Source organism: Variovorax sp. GW821-FHT10B04 (assembly GCF_059415645.1).
Map to the genome: position 1 here is coordinate 226,109 of NZ_JBWKNQ010000001.1, position 15,218 is coordinate 241,326.

Sequence of the window (15,218 nt, forward strand, 5' to 3'; positions counted from 1 at the left end):
ATCAGTCTCCTTGTGCATCCGGCCTGGTGGATAGGCCTATGTGACGATGGTAAATAGCGCCTTCTTGGAGAACAATCAGCCATTTCGAGACGAATCAATTTCCAGATTGAGAACAAAATGGACACGCTTGCCAACCTGCGCGCCTTCCTGGCCGTCGCACGCACCGAGAGTTTTTCCGCTGCGGCACGCGAACTCGGGGTAGCACCTTCGGTGGTCACCAAGCGCATCGGCCAGGTCGAGTGGCAGTTGAAGGCCCCGCTGTTCGAGCGCACGACACGACGCGTGAGCCTGAGCGCCACGGGGCGGCGCTACCTGCCTGGCGTGCAACGTGTGATCGCCGATCTCGACGGCCTCCTGGCAGACCTTCGCGAGGTTCCGTCGCAGCTGCAAGGACACATCCGCGTCAAGGTGCCGACCTCCATCGCGGTACTGCATATCGGCGATCTGCTCCATGCGTTCCAGACCCAGTACCCGCAGGTGAGCATGGAAGTGATCGCGCTGGACCGGCCGGTCAATCCGGTCGATGAAGGGTTCGACCTCGTCCTCACGCTCATGCCGCAGACCTTTGCCGGTGTCGTCGAAGAACCGCTGTGCGCCGTCCCTCGCATGCTGTGCGCATCGCCCGCCTACCTGGCACGCAAAGGCATGCCGACCGATCCACGGCAACTGGTCCAGCACGATGTCCTGAACTTCCTGCCGACCGGAAACGAGTGGGTGTTTCAAAGCCCGACCGGCGAACTCATGGTGCGGGTCCATGCGCGCTTTGCGTCCAACGACGCTCAGCTCGTCTACGGAGCGGCCATCGCGGGCAACGGGATTGCCATGCTCGGCGCCTACCTGGCTGTGCCGGCTATCGCCAATGGGTCGCTGGTTCCAATCTTGCCGGATTTCCCGTTGGTCAAGCTCTGGATGAAGGCCCTCGTTCCCGAAAACCGGGTGTCGGTCGCGCGCGTGCAGTCGCTGGTGGGCTGGCTGCGAACGGCGATGAGCCCGCAACCGCCGTGGGAAGCTGCGCAGCGCGTGCCCGATGGCGGGTAGAACATCGCCATCTTCGTCGCCGCCGGATCGAACCACGTGCGGTACGCCAGAATCACGAGCCCTCCCCCGTCCCTCTCCCCCCGCATCTCGAATCACGCCAATGCAGCCCTTGCTGAACGCCATAGCTTCCATGTCGCTGCCCACCGACGCGCAGCGCATCTTCCACGGCCGCGGCGCGCTTTACCCCGACTGCGCACATCTATCGCTTGACTTCTTTCCTCCGGTCTGGGTGCTGACCAGCTTCCAGCCCGTTGCGGAGACCGAACTGGCCGTGATCGGCGCCGCGCTCGAGCAGCGCTGGCAGCAACTGGCGCCAGGCGAGACGCTGCACTGGGTGTTTCAATGCCGGCACGAAGGCCAGAGCAGCACGCAGGTGATGGCCGGCGCGGTACCCGATCCGCATTGGGTCACCGAAGCCGGTGTCCGCTATCGCGTCAATGTAGGTCGCGGTCAGAACCATGGACTGTTCCTGGACATGGCCGAAGGACGGCGCTGGGTGCACGCCTTCGTGGCCGCGCGCACCGCTCCTCACTCACGGGTGCGGATGTTGAATCTGTTCGCCTACACCTGTGCTTTCTCGGTCGTCGCTCAGCTGGCGGGGGCGCGGCATGTCACCAATCTGGACATGAGCAAACCGGCCCTGGCCATCGGGCAGCAGAACCATCGCGCCAACGACGTGTTGTCCAACGTCAGCTTTCTGCCGCACGACCTGTTCGCGTCATGGGGCAAGGTGACGCGCGGCGGCCCCTACGGGTTGATCGTCGTCGACCCACCCAGCTACCAGAAGGGCAGCTTCATCGCAACCAAGGACTACGCGCGGTTGATCAAGCGCCTGCCCGATCTGCTGGCGCCGGACGGCCATGTGTTGCTGTGCCTCAATGCGCCGGAACTGGGGCCGGCGTTCCTGATGGACCAGATGCGTGAACTGGCGCCGCAGCTGGTCTTCGTGGAGCGTCTGGCGAATCCACCCACATTTGCCGATGTGTCCGACGAGCGATCGCTGAAGGCGCTGGTCTACAGGGCACCACCGCTTTCTGCTTGAAGCGTTGGCGCGTTGCTCGCCGCGTGGACATCTACAGGGTCAGCGACCTGCCCTTCAAACCTCGGTGACGAACTGGTCGAGCGGGCGGCGCACCTTTTCAAGGTCGACCAGCCAATCGCCGCTGGCGTCGCGGTATCCCAGCGGCAGGAGCGCAACGCTGCGCAGGCCACGCGCTTGCAGGCCGAGGATTCCGTCAAGCGCTGCCGGATCGAAGCCCTCCATCGGCACGCTGTCCACCTCTTCGTGAGCGGCGGCGATCAAGGCCGCGCCGAGGCCGATGTAGGCCTGCCTTGCGGCGTGCGCGAAATTGACTTCGGCGCCGCGCTGCGGATAGGTGCTGAGCAGCATCGCGCGGTAGTTTTCCCACCCTTCATTCTTGAAGCCCCGGACCGTGTTGGTCAGGTCGAACATCGCGTTGATGCGATCGACCGTGTAGTCGTCCCAGGCAGCGAAGACCAGCAGATGCGAGCAGTCGGTGACCTGCCCCTGGTTCCACGCGATGGCCTTGATCTTCTCGCGGACCTCGGGGTTGGTCACCACGACGATCTCGAACGGTTGCAGGCCGCTCGACGTGGGAGCCAACCGTGCAGCCTCCACGATGCGCTCGACCTTTTCGGTGGCGACCGTGCGAGCGGCGTCCATCTTCTTGGTCGCATAGCGCCACTTCAGCCGCTGCAGAAGGCCCAGTGCATTGGGCTCATCGCTGAGATCCCTGGAAATTGAAGAGTCGCTGATGGGGGAGGTGCTGATGGCGCTGGACACGGATATTTCCTAAAGACAGTTGTGCCCGGAATTATCAAAGTCTCGCGAGAACGGGCCTTGCCTGTCCCCGTACTACTGAGTTTCAGCCGGGGAAACAATGACCGTCCGGCGTCGTGGCGCGCCCGGATGGCGAACATTCGATCTTCATTCCGGGGGCGTACATCGGCAGGAGATACGGGTACGTTCGTTGCACATCCAGCCGGTCGGCCAGCCAGTCGCAGATGAACGCCTGGCCGATGGTCGGGTTGTCGGCCTGGCAATGCGAGGCGCCGGTCTCTTCGGCATCGAAGACGCGAAGTTCGACCGGTACAGCATGCCGCCTTGCATGATCGAAGGCATCGAGCGCGGTCTGGAGACCCAGAAAGTCATGGGCGCCCTGGACGATCAGATAAGGGCATCGGATCAACGGCAGGAAATCCGCCATGCGGAACTGCCGGCTCTTCTCGACCACGGCGGCTGGCGATCCGCAGCCGAACACCCATTGCAGGAAGGCCCAGTCGCCGTTGTCGCCATCGATTGCCAGCCGTCGCACAAAGACGGCATGCAGGTCGAAGACCAGGCTGTCGGACACGACGGCTTTCAAGCGCGTTTCGACCGACGCCGCGCGGGCCGAATACACACCGCCCAGGCTCGCGCCGTACAGCGCGATGCGCTGGCCGTCGACGTCCTCTCGCGACTGCAGATGGTCGATGCAGCGCGCCACGGGCGTCGCGGTGTCGGAGCGATTCGCCATGCCGCGAAAGCGCAGGGCCTCGCCCTGCCCCGGCATGTCGACGACCAGCAAGGCGAGCCCACGCGCCAGCGCGGCGCTCGCCATGCGCTGCACCATCTCGTCCTTGCAACCGTCGAGGCCGCCAAAGGCGATCACGACCGGCGGCCTGTGCGCGAGCGAAGCCGGCGCGGGCTTGAGCAGGTACGCGTCCAGCGTCTGGCCATCGCCGAGGTCGATCGACACGACCTCCCCCGGTGGCGACATCAGGCGCAGATGCGCATGCGAGTGACGCACGACTTCGGCGAAGGTGGTGCGGCGGCGCGCGTCATCGGGCGCCAGGAACAGCTCCGACACACGGTGGTAGTTGCTGGCGCGCAGGTGGTGCGCACGCGCCGTGGCCGCTCGCCCTGCCGTTGCCGCCGCATCGGCCCGTCGCGCGTTCTCCTCGGCCATGCGTTGCCACTCGCGATGCCAGGACGACGCATCGCCAGCCACCATGCGGCTTGCCGCCAGCAGACATTCGCCAACGGTCCCCGCGCCCTCCTGCGTCGCGCCCAGGATGCGGGCGAACTGCTGGCTCCATGCCGGATGCGCGGGCCAGTGCGTCCACCCTTCGGGCTGGTAGCGCGGTGCGGTGTCAGAGGACGAATTCACGCGCCTGCCTCATCACTTCCGCCTTGTCGAAGCGGTTGATCTCGTCCACCAGTTCGTTGGTGAACACGTTCGCCGGGTCGCCCAGTTGCTGCGCCAGCTGCGGGTTGTTGGTGCTCTTCGCCGCGATGTCGATGATGGTCTTCCACTCCTGCAGGCTCGACGCGCCCCAGCGCTGGTCGCTGTCGTCGGGCCGGCGGATCCAGTTCTCCTTGCGCTGGCCGAGGATGGTTTCGATCTCCTTGCGGCTTTCCTCGTCGGTCTTCGACTTGGACTTCGACTCCGGATAGAGCGCCCAGTGGATATCGATCGCGCGGGCCAGGTTGGTGTGCGCGAAGAGCGTGGACTTGGCGATGGCACGGCAGATGCCGACGACGTTCTTGCGGTCGTCCTTCAGGTCCTTGCGCCTGAAGCCGAACCAGCCTGCGGAAAGCTTCGCGTAGGCCGGCGGCAGCGGCAGGTAACGCAGCGGAAAGCCCACAGCCTCGATGCGGGCCGCGGCGGTGTCATAGGTCACGAATGCATCCACGGTCTTGCGCGACAGCGCCGTACCGGCCACACCCGAGTCACCCACCGCGATGAAGTCGATGTCCGAGGTGGGCAGTCCCAGCTCGGTGAACATGATCTGCAACGCGACGATGCCGCCGTCGCCCTGGTTGCGGATGCCGATCTTCCTGCCCTTCAGGTCGGCGATCGAGCGGATCGGGCTGTCCGGCGGCACGACCACCACGTTGGCGTTGCGCGGCAGCCAGTTGTAGGCCGCGACGATACCCAGCGCAGGTTCCTTCGCCATCGCCGGCAGGAAAACGCCCGGCGCGAGCGACGCCATGTCGGCCTGGCCCGTGGCCACCGATACCAGCGACTGGTTCACGCTGCTCATGTTGACGTACTCGATATCGACGCCCTCGGCCTCGTAGTAACGCAGCCTGGGGTGCCGTCCGCAGGTCACGAAGGCCTGCTGCGCATCGACCACGCCGACCGGGTTGGCGGCACGGAACACGCGCTTGCCCTGCGCATGGGCGGGCAACCCGGTACCGAAGGCACCGAGGCCGGCAAGTGCGGTCGCACCCTGAATGAAATCCCGTCTGTGGATCATGGGGTCCTCGCAAGGAGTGGATGGGGAAATGAGGCGTTCAGGCGCTGACGGTGCGCTGCGATGTGTCTGCGGGCATCCAGCTCAGCACGCGTCGTCGCACGGCGCGCAGCAGCGCCGTGAGCGCAATGCCGATGAGCGACAGGATGATGAAGACGGCAAAGCTGCCGCCGGTGTCCATCTGCGCGTCCATCTGCAAGATCATCACGCCGAGCCCCGCCTGGGCGCCGACGAATTCGCCGACCACCGCGCCCACCACCGCGAAGGCGGCTGCCATGTCCAGCCCCGCGAAGATGTAGGGCAATGCGCTCGGGAACTTGGCCTTGGTGAAGATCTGCCAGCGCGTGGCCGACAGCGAGCGCAGCAGGTCGATGCGGTCGGTGTCGATCGCCTTGAAGCCGGCGATGCTGGTCACCAGCACCGGGAAGAAGGTGATCAGGCAGACGATGGCTACCTTCGAGCTCATGCCGAAGCCCAGCCACATCACGATGATCGGCGCCACCGCGACCTTGGGCAGGCTCTGCAACGCCGCCACGTAGGGGCGCAGCAGGATCTCGACGAATTCGATCTCCGAGATCAGCACGCCCAACGCGAGCCCGATGGCACTGCCCAGCACGAAGCCGATCAATATCTCGGCCAGCGTGAAGAAGGTGTGGAACCAGAAGCCGTCTTTCGCGAACGGGCTGGCGTTCAGTCCGCGGTACATCGCCATCAGCACGTCGCTCACCGGCGGCAGCATGAACTTCGGCACCTCGAAGAAGCGAACGCCGAACTCCCAGAACGCCAGCAGGAACACCAGCAGCAGGAGAGAGTTGAAGCGCATCGAACGGAACGGGCGGCGCCAGTCGGGCGCGGCACGGGCCGCGCGGGGCGGCAGGGGAATGTCTGAAATGTCGGAGGCCACGATGGGGTTCCTTGCGGGCTCAGTCGAACGAGCCGGTATGGTTGAAGAGTTCGCGGATTTCATTGGCCACCGCGGCGAAGGCCGGCGAGCCCATGGCGTCCATGCCGCGCGGCCGTGGCAGGTCCACCCGAATGACGCGCTCCAGCGAACCGGGGCGCGGCGTCATCACGAACACCACGTCGCCCAGAAAGATCGCCTCCGGAATCGAGTGCGTGATGAGGATCACGGTCTTGCCGCTCTCGCTCCAGATGCGCTGCAGCTCGAGGTTCATCTGCTCGCGCGTCATGGCGTCGAGCGCGCCGAAGGGCTCGTCCATCAGCAGGATCTTCGGGTCGTGCAGCAGCGCCCGCGCGATCGACGCGCGCTGCTGCATGCCGCCGCTGAGCTGGCGCGGCAGCTTGTGCTCGAAGCCGTCGAGCTTGACCATGTGGATGAGCTGCATCGCGCGTTCTCGCGCGGCCTTCATGTCGAGGCCCAGCACCTCGGCCGGCAGCATGATGTTTTCCAGGATCGTCCGCCAGGGCAGCAGGATCGAGCTCTGGAATACCACGCCGACATCGCGCCGCGTGCCCTGGATCGGCTGGCCGTCCAGCACGACGCTGCCTTCGCTGTAGTCGAGCAGCCCCGCCACGATGCGCAGCAGCGTGCTCTTGCCGCAGCCGCTCGGGCCGACGACCGACACGAAGCTGCCCTTGGCGATGCTGCAGTCGATGTCGCGCAGCGCGAGCACGCCACCTTGGCCCGAAGCGCCGAAGGTCTTCGACAGCTTGCGGATGCGGATGTAGGCGTCGGACGATGCCGAGGGTTCGAGTGCGAGTGTCATGTGTTCTCCAGCGCCGGCATGGATTCGCGCTGCAGGAAGCGCCGGACATGGGTGGCGACGACATCGGGGGCCTGGGCGATCCCCGCATGGCCGACGCCGTCGAGCCGCGCCGCCAGCGCGTGCGGAATGACCGCAGCCATGCCGAGCATCGCGTCCGGCGGCACCACGCGATCGTGCGAGCCGGCCAGCAGCAGCGTTGGCATCGAGAGCTGTCGCGGATCGAGCGGCGGCGTGTCTGCGACGGTCTGTGCGCGGCGCCGCGAGCGCTCGGAGCGTGGTGCCGCATGGCGGAAGATCTGCCGGAAGCGCAGGTTGGCATCCAGGAACGCCGGCGGAAAGAAGTACGCGACCAGTTCGTCGGCACTGTCCGGCAGGCGGTCGCGCAGCGCCTGGATCTGCGCCACGCCCGTGGAGTTCAGCGCGTCGAGCGCATGCGGCAACGGCCACGTGCTGCCCAGCACCAGGCGCTCCACCACCTCGGGATATCGCAGCGCCAGGCATTGCGCCACGCGGCCGCCGAACGAATGGCCGAAGACATGGGCGCGCTGGTGGCCCAGTGCCCGCAGCAGCGCGAGCGCGTCGTGGGCGAGATCGTCGAGCGTCGCGGGCGCGTCGGGATTGGTCGTCTCGCCGCAGTCGCGCTGGTCGTATGCGATGACCGTGAAGTGCGGCGCCAGGTGCGGCACGATGTCGTCGAACATCCGGTGGCTCCCCTCTGCGCCGTGGATCAGCAGCAGCGGCGGGCCATCGCCCGACACGGTGCATCGCACGCGCAGGTCGCCGAGTTCAAGCATGGACGTCATCGGCCTGCCCACCTTCCTGGTCGAGGTCGAAGGTCATCTCGATCTTCAGTCCATTGGGATCGCGCAGGAACAGCTGCTGCAGCGGCCAGCCGGGCACGGGCAGGTCGTCGAAAGGGATGCCGTCGGCTCGCAGGAAGGCCCGTGTGGCCTCCAGCCCTTCGCCCCGGAAAGAGATGTGGTCCAGTGGGCCGGTGCCGGCCGTGTCCTTGTGCGCGAGGTTGGCGTACAGGTGCACCACGGGGTGGCCGCCGGCATAGAGCCAGAAGCCGGGCGCGGGCATCACCGGGCGTGGACCGGGCGTGAGATTCAGGTACTTGCCGTAGAACGCGACGATCTCCGGCAGGTCGTCGGGCGCGCAGCGTATGGTGAAGTGGTGAAGGCCGGTGGTGGGCATGGGAAGCGTCCTTTCGGGTGGATGGGGCGGTGGTCGCGGTTACCTGCTGAGAATCGTGTCGATGGCCGAACCGAGGTCGGCCACGGGATCGGCCGGCACCCACGGCGAACGCCAGGCCACATGGCCGTCGGGCCGCACCAGCGTCGCGCCGCGCTGGCCCATCGCGATGCCGTGCTTCGCGTCCTGCGTGTCGAGCTGGCGCGTGCCGATGCGCAGGCCCGTTCGTGCAGCGACTTCCTTCGCCACGCCGATCCAGTCCTCGCCCCGCGGGCCGTACACCAGCACGAAGTCGCGATCGAACCAGTCGAGCGTCGACTCGGTGCGTGCGAGGTCCATCCACAGATGGGGAAAGCGCCCGCCGGGCCGGTCCGACGGCGCGTAGTAGCGCGACTGCAGCGGCATGCGCACCGTGCCGTCGGGCACCACGGCGCCCTCTTCGTAGGAAAAGCCGAGCGACTGGCCCGAGCTGTGCAGATGGTTGTCGGTGTCGCGCAGCCAGAAGTCGATCTGGTCGCGGTTGCCCGAGCGCAGCGCGATGTCGGTCTGCACGAAGCGCTTCTGGTTGCCCAGGCTGAAGTCCGCATTCGACTCGGCCACCGGACGACGCTCGGTGTCGTAGCTGTCCAGCAACGCGGCACCGGCCTGGCCGCCGAGCACCAGCTTCAACTTCCACGCGAGGTTGTGTGCGTCCTGGATGCCCGAGTTCATGCCGAATCCACCGTTCGGTGGAAAGCGATGTGCCGCGTCGCCGACCAAGAACACGCGGCCGCGGCTGAAGCGCGCCGCCACCTGCCGGCTCAGCCGCCAGATGGAACGGCTGATGACCTTGACGTCGAGGTCGGGCAGGCCGGTCTGGCTGCGCGCCATCTGCACCACCTCGGCATCGGTGCGCGGCGTGGGACGCTCGTCGCTGTCGCGGCCCACCGGCCCGGCGCTGAGCCAGCGATCGCGGCCGTTGGTGTTGAGCACGGTCCAGATGGCTTCTCCGGGCGCCTTCGGCACGATGCGGTAGGCCGCCGTCGCATCGATGCGAGGCAAGTGCGACAGGTCGGCGCTCCAGTACTCGTTGGCCATCACGGCCATGGTCGACGGGCCGCGCATCTCGATGTCGGCCTGGCGGCGCACGTTGCTGCCGGCGCCGTCGGCACCGATGAGGAAGTCGGCCGACCACTCCTCCTCTTCACCGCTGGCCAGGTCGCGCAGCCTGGCCGTCACGCCATCGTCGCCGGCGCTGAAGTGCACGAACTCGGTGCCGAAGCGCAGCTGGCCGTGCGGCTGGGTGCGTGCCACCGCCAGGAGTTCTTCCTCCACCGCATCCTGCGCGACCATGCAGCGCCACGAGGGCGACTGGCCCAGGTTCAGCTCGGCCACGGTGCGGCCGTACTCGGCGCCGGCCATCGTGTCGACGATGGCGAACACGTCGGCGCCTGGTGGCAGGCCGCGCGCGGCGATCTTGCGTTCGACGCCCCACAGGCGGAACAGCTCCATGGTGCGGATGTCCACGCCACGCGCCTTGGGATGGTCGGTGGTGCCCGCGGCGCGCTCGACCAGCAGGTGATCGATCTCGAAGCGGCCCAGCAGCAGGGACATCGCCAGGCCGACCGGCCCGCCGCCCACGATGATGACCCGGGTCCGCAGCGCGCCCTGCGCGCCGTTCGTCTTGCTCATGATTTCTCCAGAAGAAAAGTGAATCTGCGAATCGGCGGCGACCTAGCGCCCGACCGCGTAGCCCTGCATGCCGCGCGGGTTCGCGGCGGCGCGCAGCACCAGCCGCCCCTGGCCATCGCGCTCGCGGCTGCACGCGCTCATGCGGCTCTCCGACCACGCGTCGCCCACGGACACGTCGTGGCCCCAGGCGCGCAACTGGTCGAGCACCTCAGGCGCGAAGCGCGATTCGATGCTCAGACGGTTCAGCGTGACGGGACGCGGCCAGAACGACGCGGGGTAGTGCTTGACGTGAAAGGCCGGCGCGTCGATGGCCTCCTGCAGGTTCATGCCGTGGATCGCATGACGCAGGAAGAAAGCGCTCTGCCATTGATCCTGCTGGTCGCCGCCCGGCGTGCCGAACACCATGGAAGGCTGGCCGTCGCGCAGCACGAGCGACGGCGACAGCGTGGTGCACGGTGCAACGCGTGGCGTCAGCGTGTTGGGCAGGCCTTCATCGAGCCAGGTCATCTGCAGTCGCGTGCCGAGCGCGAAGCCGAGCGATGCGATGGCCGGGCTCGACGACAGCCAGCCGCCCGATGGCGTGGCCGCGACCATGTTGCCGGCGCCGTCGATCACGTTGATCTGGCAGGTGTCGCCCACGAACAGCTCGCGATCGGCCCACTCGGCCACCGGCGGCAACGACTGGAAGGTCGGCTCGCCGATGCCGAAGCGCAGGTCGGCGCTGCGCAGGGTGCGCTCCGCCACGGACAGGTCGGGCAGGCGCGGGGCCGTCCCGAGCGGGCTGCCGGCATCCAGGGAACGAGCGGCCGACCGTGCGTTCACGCGGTGCCAGCGGGCGAGCCCATAGTCGTCGCCCAGCAGCGCCCGTTGCGTGATGGAGCTGGCGGCATGCGCACTGCCGTACCAGGCCAACCTGTCCGCAAAGGCCAGCTTGGCGGTTTCGGCCAGGTTGTGCACGAAGCCCGCGCTGCCGGGCGCATGGTGTTCGAGGCCGGCGTGCTTCAGCATCGACAGCTGCTGCAGGAAGCTCGGTCCCTGGCTCCAGAAGCCGCACTTCGCCACGTCGTAGCGGCCGAATCGGCCCGTCACCGGTGCTTCGATCCGCGGCTGCCACTCGGCCATGTCGTCCATCCGCAGCAAACCGGCGTTGCGCGTGCCGCTGCTGTCGCGCACCGGTACGCGGCAGTGCGCGTCGATCTCGCGGGCGATGAAGCCGCGCTGCCAGATGTCGATGGCCGCGTCGATGACGGCGTGGCGCTCGCTCGCCCTGCCCTGCGCTTCTTCGATCACGCGCGCCAGCGTGGCCGCATAGGCGGGCAGCCGCATCAGCGAGCCGGGGCGCGGCGCCTTGCCGTCGCGCAGCCAGATGGCGGCCGACGACGTCCACTCTTCCTCGAACAGCGGCCTGACGCCGAGGATCGCCTCGCACAGGCGACGCGACACCGGAAAGCCGTCACGCGCATAGCCGATGGCGGGCGCCAGCACGTCGGCCAGCGACCAGGTGCCCTGCTCGCGCAGCATCGTCATCCAGGCGGAGAAGGCGCCCGGCACCGGCGCCGCCAGCAGGCCGATGCCCGGGACCAGCTCCATGCCAAGGCGCGCGAAGGCTGCCGGCGTGGCATCGGCCGGCGCACAGCCCTGCCCGTTGATCACGGCCACGCGCGCGTCGCGCTCGCTCCAGAAAAGGATCGGCACTTCGCCACCTGCGCCGTTCAGGTGTGGCTCGACCACCTGCAGGACGAAGCCGCCCGCCACGGCCGCATCGAAGGCATTGCCGCCGCGCTCCATCACGCCCATGGCGGTTTGCGAGGCAAGCCAATGCGTCGACGAGGCGACGCCGAAGGTTCCGACGATTTCAGGACGGGTGGTGAACATCAGGGCTCCGTGGGGCTGTGACTAGAATGCAATCGATACGGATACGTAATGTACGTTTACGGATCCGTAAGTCAACAGTTTTTTCATGCTGCGTGCGTGATTCACATGTCGGGCGTGTGAATCAGCGACGTGGCCAACGAGGCGAACCATGAAGACAGATGCGAGTGCATCGACGACGAGGAAGAAGGCGCAGGTCGCCGACACTGCGAAAAAGACGGTGCGCAAGCCGAAGGACGAGGCCGTGGCCGCGGCGCCGCAGGGCTGGCGCCGCCCCGAGGGCGACCAGTCGATGACGCAGGAACTGGGCGTGCGCATCCGCGCCGTGCGGGAGGCGCGCGGTCTGTCGCTGGCGCAACTCGCTGAACGCTGCGGCGTGCCGGGCGCGACGTTGTCGCGCATCGAAAACAACAAGCTCTCACCGACCTTCGGCGTGCTGGCGCGCGTGATGATGGGCCTGGAAATCGACTGGGTCGACCTCACTGCACCGAAGGCGTCGGAGCCCGGCGATCGGCTCGTGAGCTTCGCGCAGCCCGGCGACGGCGAAAAGCGCACCGTGCGCGATTCGACGGCCACCGTGCTGCATTCGCACGAATCGGCACTCTCGCTGCCGCTGTTGATCGACGTCCGCACGCGCGACCTCGAATCGTCCGGTGGCCTCATCGGTCATCGCGGAGAGGAGTTCTGCTACGTGCTCTCAGGCAAGCTGGCGCTGCATCTCGAGGGCCGGCCGACACGGGTGATGACGGCGGGCGCAAGTGCGCTGTTCGACAGCGCCACGCCACATGCCTATGTGGCGGCTGACGCGGGCGGCGCGAAGATCCTCATCGTCGTCAATCGGCAGTTCGGCATGCTGGGTGGCGATCGCAATGCGCCGGTAACCACCTGACAGGCATCGGGCGGCAGATGCGGCCCACGATGTCTCCGTGGACTTCGCTGCCGCAAACGGTTGTCCGGCATGCGCGAGCAACACGCACGCCGGACCCGGTCGCACGCCGGAGCGTGCTCGACCCCTGACCGTCGGACTCAGCTCCCGAGGTACGCGTCCTGCACCTTGGGATTGCCAAGCAGCTCGCGCCCTGTGCCTTCAAGCACGATGCTGCCCGTCTCGATCACATAGGCCCGGTCCGCGATCTTCAGGGCCTGGCGCACGTTCTGCTCCACCAGGAAGATCGTCAGCCCCTGCTTGTTGATCTCGCGCAGCGTGCGGAAGATGTCCTGCACGATGATGGGCGCGAGACCCATCGAGGGCTCGTCCAGCAGCAGCACGCGCGGCTTGGCCATCAACGCGCGACCGATGGCCAGCATCTGCTGTTCGCCGCCCGAGAGATTGCCCGCCAAACCGTCCTTGCGGTCCTTCAACACGGGGAACAAGGCGTAGATGCGCTCCAGGTCGGCCATGCGCGCCGCAGTGCCGTCGCGCCGCGTGTAGGCCCCGAGTTCGAGGTTCTCGCGCACCGTGAGCGTGGTCAGCGTGGCGCGGCCTTCGGCCACCTGCACGAGGCCGCCAGCCACGATCTTGTGCGGTGACAGCGCGCCGATGTCCTGCCCCGCGAACGTGACCTTGCCGGCCGCCTTCTTCACGAGGCCCGACAGCGCCAGCAGCGTCGTCGACTTGCCCGCGCCGTTGGCGCCCACGAGCGTGGTGATCTGCCCTTCATGCAGTTCGAAATCGATGCCCTTCACGGCCTGCACGTGGCCGAAGGACACCTCCAGGCCGCGCACCTTCAACAGGGGATCCATCGTCGCGCCGCTCATGTCGCAGCCTCCTCGTTCGTCGCCTCGTCGTCTTCACGGCCCAGGTAGGCCTCGATCACCTGCGGGTCGTTGCGGATCTGATCGGGACCGCCGCGCGCGATGATGCGCCCGAAATTCAGCACCGCGATCTGCTCGCACAACCCCATCACGAAGCGCATGTCGTGCTCGATCATGAACACCGTGAAGCCGCGCTGCGCGATGTTGCGGATCTCCACCATGAGCTCTGTCTTCTCGGTGCTGTTCATGCCGGCGACGGGCTCGTCCAGCAGCAGCAGCGTGGGCTCGGTGGCCAGCGCGCGCGCCAGCTCCAGCTTGCGCTGGTCGCCGTACGACAGGTTGTCGGCCGTCTCGTGCGCCTTGTGGTCGAGCCTGATCCAGCTCAGCAGCTCGTGCGCGCGTTCGCGGGCACGCTTTTCCTCGCTGCGGAACAGGCCGGTGCCCGCGAGCAGGCCGAGCGGGCCGTAGCCCAGCTTGGCGTCCATGCCCACGATCACGTTCTCGATCAGCGACATCTCCTTGAAGATGCGGATGTTCTGGAAGGTGCGCGCGATGCCGCCGCGCGTGATCTGGAACGGCTTGCGGCCGGCCAGGTCCTTGCCCTGGAAATGGATGGTGCCGCTGGTGGTCGGCAGCAGCCCGGTGATCAGGTTGAACACCGTGGTCTTGCCCGCACCGTTCGGTCCGATGAGGCCGAAGATGCCGCCCTTGGGGATCTCCAGGTTCACGTCCTGCAGCACCTTGAGGCCGCCGAAGTGGCGCGACACGCCGGTCAGGGTCAGAAGGGTTTCGCCGTTCATGCTGCGCTCCCCTTGCGGCCGAACCAGTTGCGGATGCGCGCCGGGTCCCAGATGCCCTTGGGCAGGAACAGCACGATCAGCACGAGGATGAAGCCATTCACCACGAGGCGGAACGCGCCCAGCCCGCGCAGCACTTCCGGCAGCAGCGTGAGGATCGAGCCGCCCAACACCGGGCCCGTCAGACCGCCGATGCCGCCCAGAATGGCCATCGTGAGGATGTCCACCGCACGGTTGAAGCCGTACTCGGCCGGGCCGATGAAGAACGTGAGATGCGCGTTCAGCGTGCCTGCCAGGCCTGCGATGGCACCGCCCAGCACGAAGGCCAGCATCTTGTGGCCCGCCACATCGATGCCCATGAGGCCGGCGGCCGTCTCGTCTTCCTTGATGGCCTCGAAGGCCCGGCCCACCTTGGAGCGGCGAATGCGCCACAGCACCAGCACCACCACCACCAGCGCGAGCGCCACATGCCACCACTCGGTGAGCTGCGGAATGCCGTTCAGGCCCAGCGCGCCACCCGTGAGCGACTCGGCGTTGAGGATCGCGATGCGCACCACCTCACCGAAGGCCAGCGTGGCCATGGCGAGATAGACGCCCGACAGCCGCAGCGTCGGCTTGCCGATGACGAAGGCCACGAGCGCCGGCGCCGCCATGCCGGCCACCAGCGCGACCGGGAACGGCGCGCCGTAGTTGAGCGTGAGGATCGAGGCCGTGTAGGCGCCGATGCCCATGAAGGCCGCATTGGCCAGCGCGAGCATGCCGCAGGCCAGCGTGAGCCAGATCGAGAGGGCGAGCAACGCGTTGATGCCCAGCGAGAGCACCAGGTTGCTGTAGACGGCCCAGAAATTGTCGAGCGCTTCCATGGTCAGACGGCCCTCCGCCAGGCCGCCCCAAGGAAGGCCAG

The 15,218-nt window shown here is 67.2% G+C and carries 15 protein-coding genes; 3 read left to right on the forward strand and 12 right to left on the reverse strand.

Going from position 1 to position 15,218, the window contains the following annotated elements; genetic code table 11:
• Positions 1 to 117: 117 nt before the first annotated feature.
• Together AC07PZ_RS01090 and AC07PZ_RS01095 are read left to right on the forward strand one after the other, a co-directional pair.
• Positions 118 to 1,038, forward strand: a complete 921-nt coding sequence (locus AC07PZ_RS01090; protein WP_495293151.1) for a LysR family transcriptional regulator — start codon at positions 118 to 120, stop codon at positions 1,036 to 1,038.
• Positions 1,039 to 1,138: 100 nt separating this feature from the next.
• Entirely contained in the window at positions 1,139 to 2,080 is a 942-nt protein-coding gene (locus tag AC07PZ_RS01095; protein ID WP_495293152.1) for a class I SAM-dependent methyltransferase, read from the forward strand.
• 54 nt (positions 2,081 to 2,134) lie between these two features.
• On the opposite strand, the gene AC07PZ_RS01100 is transcribed toward AC07PZ_RS01095, so the two are convergent.
• The 9 genes from AC07PZ_RS01100 to AC07PZ_RS01140 all read right to left on the reverse strand — a co-directional run bounded on the left by AC07PZ_RS01100 (position 2,135) and on the right by AC07PZ_RS01140 (position 11,765).
• Positions 2,135 to 2,767 carry a nitroreductase family protein gene (locus tag AC07PZ_RS01100; RefSeq protein ID WP_495293937.1) on the reverse strand — a complete coding sequence of 211 codons (633 nt, stop codon included), beginning with the start codon at positions 2,765 to 2,767 and terminating at the stop codon, positions 2,135 to 2,137.
• Positions 2,768 to 2,924: 157 nt separating this feature from the next.
• Entirely contained in the window at positions 2,925 to 4,208 is a 1,284-nt protein-coding gene (locus tag AC07PZ_RS01105) for an alpha/beta hydrolase family protein (RefSeq protein ID WP_495293153.1), read from the reverse strand.
• On the reverse strand, positions 4,192 to 5,301 hold the full coding sequence (locus tag AC07PZ_RS01110) for an ABC transporter substrate-binding protein (protein ID WP_495293154.1): 1,110 nt from the start codon (positions 5,299 to 5,301) through the stop codon (positions 4,192 to 4,194). Before AC07PZ_RS01110 ends, AC07PZ_RS01105 begins: the two co-directional genes overlap by 17 nt.
• Positions 5,302 to 5,338: 37 nt before the next feature.
• Positions 5,339 to 6,202 carry an ABC transporter permease gene (locus tag AC07PZ_RS01115; protein WP_495293155.1) on the reverse strand — a complete coding sequence of 288 codons (864 nt, stop codon included), beginning with the start codon at positions 6,200 to 6,202 and terminating at the stop codon, positions 5,339 to 5,341.
• 19 nt (positions 6,203 to 6,221) lie between these two features.
• Positions 6,222 to 7,025 (reverse strand): ABC transporter ATP-binding protein, encoded by an 804-nt coding sequence (locus tag AC07PZ_RS01120; protein WP_495293156.1) that lies wholly within the window; start codon positions 7,023 to 7,025, stop codon positions 6,222 to 6,224.
• On the reverse strand, positions 7,022 to 7,828 hold the full coding sequence (locus tag AC07PZ_RS01125; protein WP_495293157.1) for an alpha/beta fold hydrolase: 807 nt from the start codon (positions 7,826 to 7,828) through the stop codon (positions 7,022 to 7,024). Before AC07PZ_RS01125 ends, AC07PZ_RS01120 begins: the two co-directional genes overlap by 4 nt.
• Positions 7,812 to 8,222 carry a VOC family protein gene (locus tag AC07PZ_RS01130; protein WP_495293158.1) on the reverse strand — a complete coding sequence of 137 codons (411 nt, stop codon included), beginning with the start codon at positions 8,220 to 8,222 and terminating at the stop codon, positions 7,812 to 7,814. The genes AC07PZ_RS01125 and AC07PZ_RS01130 overlap by 17 nt, the downstream gene beginning before the upstream one ends.
• A 39-nt stretch (positions 8,223 to 8,261) precedes the next feature.
• Positions 8,262 to 9,890 (reverse strand): FAD-dependent monooxygenase, encoded by a 1,629-nt coding sequence (locus tag AC07PZ_RS01135; RefSeq protein ID WP_495293159.1) that lies wholly within the window; start codon positions 9,888 to 9,890, stop codon positions 8,262 to 8,264.
• Between the two features lie 42 nt (positions 9,891 to 9,932).
• Positions 9,933 to 11,765 (reverse strand): gamma-glutamyltransferase family protein, encoded by a 1,833-nt coding sequence (locus AC07PZ_RS01140; protein ID WP_495293160.1) that lies wholly within the window; start codon positions 11,763 to 11,765, stop codon positions 9,933 to 9,935.
• A gap of 148 nt (positions 11,766 to 11,913) precedes the next feature.
• Between AC07PZ_RS01140 and AC07PZ_RS01145 the strand changes: the two genes are divergently transcribed.
• On the forward strand, positions 11,914 to 12,651 hold the full coding sequence (locus AC07PZ_RS01145; RefSeq protein ID WP_495293161.1) for a helix-turn-helix domain-containing protein: 738 nt from the start codon (positions 11,914 to 11,916) through the stop codon (positions 12,649 to 12,651).
• 137 nt (positions 12,652 to 12,788) lie between these two features.
• On the opposite strand, the gene AC07PZ_RS01150 is transcribed toward AC07PZ_RS01145, so the two are convergent.
• Genes AC07PZ_RS01150 through AC07PZ_RS01160 form a run of 3 tightly spaced genes read right to left on the reverse strand, consistent with a single transcriptional unit; the run spans position 12,789 to position 15,177 of the window.
• On the reverse strand, positions 12,789 to 13,505 hold the full coding sequence (locus AC07PZ_RS01150) for an ABC transporter ATP-binding protein (protein WP_495293938.1): 717 nt from the start codon (positions 13,503 to 13,505) through the stop codon (positions 12,789 to 12,791).
• A gap of 11 nt (positions 13,506 to 13,516) precedes the next feature.
• Complete coding sequence (locus AC07PZ_RS01155; RefSeq protein ID WP_495293162.1) at positions 13,517 to 14,317, reverse strand: ABC transporter ATP-binding protein; 801 nt, start codon at positions 14,315 to 14,317, stop codon at positions 13,517 to 13,519.
• The gene (locus AC07PZ_RS01160; RefSeq protein WP_495293163.1) at positions 14,314 to 15,177 is read right to left on the reverse strand and encodes a branched-chain amino acid ABC transporter permease; all 864 of its coding nucleotides are present in this window, start codon (positions 15,175 to 15,177) and stop codon (positions 14,314 to 14,316) included. Before AC07PZ_RS01160 ends, AC07PZ_RS01155 begins: the two co-directional genes overlap by 4 nt.
• Positions 15,178 to 15,218: the final 41 nt, after the last annotated feature.

What these genes read in the sequence shown, in the direction of transcription:
- AC07PZ_RS01150 (WP_495293938.1), bottom strand. Translation starts at nt 13,505, where the DNA reads ATGGATCCCCTGTTGAAGGTGCGCGGCCTGGAGGTGTCCTTCGGCCAC.
- AC07PZ_RS01155 (WP_495293162.1), bottom strand. Translation starts at nt 14,317, where the DNA reads ATGAACGGCGAAACCCTTCTGACCCTGACCGGCGTGTCGCGCCACTTC.
- AC07PZ_RS01120 (WP_495293156.1), bottom strand. Translation starts at nt 7,025, where the DNA reads ATGACACTCGCACTCGAACCCTCGGCATCGTCCGACGCCTACATCCGC.
- AC07PZ_RS01095 (WP_495293152.1), top strand. Translation starts at nt 1,139, where the DNA reads ATGCAGCCCTTGCTGAACGCCATAGCTTCCATGTCGCTGCCCACCGAC.
- AC07PZ_RS01125 (WP_495293157.1), bottom strand. Translation starts at nt 7,828, where the DNA reads ATGACGTCCATGCTTGAACTCGGCGACCTGCGCGTGCGATGCACCGTG.
- AC07PZ_RS01130 (WP_495293158.1), bottom strand. Translation starts at nt 8,222, where the DNA reads ATGCCCACCACCGGCCTTCACCACTTCACCATACGCTGCGCGCCCGAC.
- AC07PZ_RS01090 (WP_495293151.1), top strand. Translation starts at nt 118, where the DNA reads ATGGACACGCTTGCCAACCTGCGCGCCTTCCTGGCCGTCGCACGCACC.
- AC07PZ_RS01140 (WP_495293160.1), bottom strand. Translation starts at nt 11,765, where the DNA reads ATGTTCACCACCCGTCCTGAAATCGTCGGAACCTTCGGCGTCGCCTCG.
- AC07PZ_RS01160 (WP_495293163.1), bottom strand. Translation starts at nt 15,177, where the DNA reads ATGGAAGCGCTCGACAATTTCTGGGCCGTCTACAGCAACCTGGTGCTC.
- AC07PZ_RS01145 (WP_495293161.1), top strand. Translation starts at nt 11,914, where the DNA reads ATGAAGACAGATGCGAGTGCATCGACGACGAGGAAGAAGGCGCAGGTC.
- AC07PZ_RS01110 (WP_495293154.1), bottom strand. Translation starts at nt 5,301, where the DNA reads ATGATCCACAGACGGGATTTCATTCAGGGTGCGACCGCACTTGCCGGC.
- AC07PZ_RS01135 (WP_495293159.1), bottom strand. Translation starts at nt 9,890, where the DNA reads ATGAGCAAGACGAACGGCGCGCAGGGCGCGCTGCGGACCCGGGTCATC.